This window comes from Candidatus Paceibacter sp. (genome assembly GCA_013360865.1).
Classification (GTDB): Bacteria; Patescibacteriota; Minisyncoccia; order UBA9983; family UBA9983; genus SURF-57.
Window position 1 is genome coordinate 1 of record JABWAS010000040.1, and the last position, 2,777, is coordinate 2,777.

Below are 2,777 nucleotides of genomic sequence, written 5' to 3' on the forward strand. Positions count from 1 at the left end.
GTGCTGCAGATAACCATCGGCGGAGTGATGTGGATTGCCAGTGGCGCCAATGAGAAAACAAGAGGCGAAGCCAAAAGTAAAATAGAAAGCGCCATCTGGGGGCTGGTGCTGGCATTTGCCGCCTATCTGGTTCTTTACACCATCAACCCGCAACTGGTCAGCTTTGAAGGCAACTCGTTTTTTAACACGGAACAAGAAAACAGAAAGTAAAACTTTATGGATAAAAAAATAACAAAAATAATAATTTTCGCCGGAATCGTGATATTTGCCGCCGTTATTGTTTTCGCTTATCTTGTCAGCCGTCCGGTTAATAATGGCGCCGAAGAAGAAGTTGGCGGCGGAGCGGGAACTTTCCCGACCGGCGGAGAAAGCCAGGGCGGAAGACGGTCGTCCCGAAGCGGCGGAAACGATGGAAGCGATTCTTCTTCCAAAAAACAGAATCAGGAAGCGGCGGCTTTGATCAGACTGACTAACGTCCCCGTAAGCGGCGCCGGATTCTATGGCACCAGTAGTGTTTTATATATGGAAAGGGCGACCGGGCATATTTATAAAGTAAAAACGGACGGAACGGAAAGAACGCGTCTGTCCAACACTACCATCCTTAAAACCTTTGACTCCCTGTGGTCGCCGAAGGGGGATAAGCTGGCGGTAAGGTATTTTGAGGAATCTTCCGGAGGCGAAGCCGGTCTGGATGTCAAAACTTTCCTTGCTTCGGCGGGGCACTTGTTCAAAGCCACCAGCACTGAAGAAATGGTTTTAAGGGGCGTGGCATTGCCCGATAGCGTCACGGAGGTAGCCGCTTCTCCCTTTGAAGACAAGGTTTTTTATCTTAATGGGGCAGGGGGGATGACCGAGGGAATTGTTTCCGGATACGATAATAAAAATCAGAAGAAAATATTTGAGCTTCCTTTCGGAGAATTCAATGTAAGTTGGCCGGCCAAGGATATTATAGCTTTACTCACCAAGCCGTCTTACACCGCCGACGGGTATCTGTATTTTCTTAATCAAAAAACGGGCAGCTTGTCCAAAGCGTTCGGCGGGATAAAAGGCCTAACCGCCCTTGTTTCTCCTGCGGGCGACAAGATTGTTTTCAGCGGAATTGTAAACGGAAGCATGGAAACCATGATTTTCGACCTGAAGAAAAACAGCATTTCTTCTTTTGGGATAAAAACTTTTCCGGAGAAGTGCACATGGAGCAGAAAAAACAAGGATATGATATATTGCGCCGCTCCGGCAAATTTCACCGACGGGAAATACCCCGACTCGTGGTATCAGGGCGAGCAGTCTTTTGACGACCTTAGCTGGAGCAAGAATCTGATTACTGGCGAAATTAAAATTATTTCTCAAAAATTCGGCGCCGATGTTATAAATCCGAAAATCAGTGAAGACGACGCTTATCTGATTTTTACCGACAAAAACAACGGTCATCTCTGGAGTCTGAAGTTGAAATGACGCCCGGAGAAAGAACTTGCGTCAGTTTGTCCAACGCGGTAAAATAATATAGTGTCAAGATGAAACAACAATGACGGGGAAAAATTTTTTTGTTGAAACAACAAATCACCGCGACGGACGCGTTTCAAAAAAAATAAAATATTTTTTGTTAACTTTCGCAATTTTGCCGTTGGTTTTCCTTTATGTGTTCAAATTACCAATATCGGCGGCCGCTCTCACTGACGGAATTGCGGCTAACTACACATTCAACGACGGCACGGCTGCTGATTCTTCAGGCAACGGGAGGAGTGGTTCCGTAAACGGGGCGACTGCGGTTGTCGGCAAAATAGGCGGAGCCTTAAGCTTCAACGGTTCAGACAGTTTCGTTTCCATTCCCGCAGCGAACAGCGACAACGTATCCGTTTCATTATGGTTTAACAAGAACATAAACGACGCCAGCGGAGAAGATATAATATACGGAAATTATAAATACGATGCCGACGTTCAAATGAGAGAAGGAATACAGTTTGCGTTTTATAAAACAAATCAATCCTCCATAAGCTTTACAGTTACCACCAAAAATCAAGCAGGAACAAAAAAAACAGTAACGTCTTCCTTTCTTTTATCCAGCCCCGTTTCCGCGTGGCACCATGTTGTTGGAACGTATGATTCGTCCACGGGAAAACAATCGTTGTACGTTGACGGTAAAAAAATCAGTTCCTCAGACCATCAAATCGGCAATGTTATCGTTCCCATGACCTCGTTTTCTCAATCTGCGATAGGAGGAAGGGCGGGGGGAGGAGGCTACTTCAACGGCCTCATAGACGAAGTGAGAATATATAACAGGGCGATTTCCGACGCGGAAGCGGCCGAACTCGCCCTTTACCTGCCGCCGGCCGTCGCGGGTTCGTCTTCCGCCGTTTTAAACGGAACGGTCGATCCCGGCGGACAGGCGTCAAGCGTCTGGTTCGAATACGGCCTTGCCGCTTCGGCCGACTGTTCCTTTTCTTACGGAAACTCCACCCCCGTCCAGAATGTTTCTGGAACCGCGGTTCAAAACGTTTCCGCTTCAGTTTCCGGCCTTTCTCCCGGCGTTGTTTATCATTACCGGGCCAAAGCGTCCAACGGAAGCGGAACAGCCTGCGGCTCAGATATGAGCTTTGTCACCAACCAGTCCGGATCGGACACGGTTCCTCCTTCCGGTTCGGTGATTATCAACGGCGGAGCTCCGACCGTTGATTCCGAGTTCGTTCTTCTTTCTCTTTCCGCTTCCGACAATGTCGGAGTGGCGGGGTATTATATTTCCGAAAACCCTTCAAAACCTTCTTTTTCCGATCCGGGATGGA

General features: G+C 47.8%; 3 protein-coding genes. All 3 read left to right on the forward strand.

Going from position 1 to position 2,777, the window contains the following annotated elements; all coding sequences use genetic code 11:
• The coding region (locus HUT38_04610; GenBank protein ID NUQ57733.1) for a hypothetical protein at positions 1-210 on the forward strand (210 nt) is incomplete at its 5' end.
• Between the two features lie 6 nt (positions 211-216).
• Positions 217-1,452: a hypothetical protein gene (locus HUT38_04615; GenBank protein NUQ57734.1), complete on the forward strand. Its 1,236-nt coding sequence runs from the start codon at positions 217-219 to the stop codon at positions 1,450-1,452.
• Between the two features lie 70 nt (positions 1,453-1,522).
• Positions 1,523-2,777 (forward strand): LamG domain-containing protein (locus tag HUT38_04620; GenBank protein NUQ57735.1); only part of this gene is annotated, 1,255 nt, incomplete at its 3' end.

Coding starts and splice junctions, on each gene's coding strand:
- HUT38_04615 (NUQ57734.1), top strand. CDS start 217: ATGGATAAAAAAATAACAAAAATAATAATTTTCGCCGGAATCGTGATA.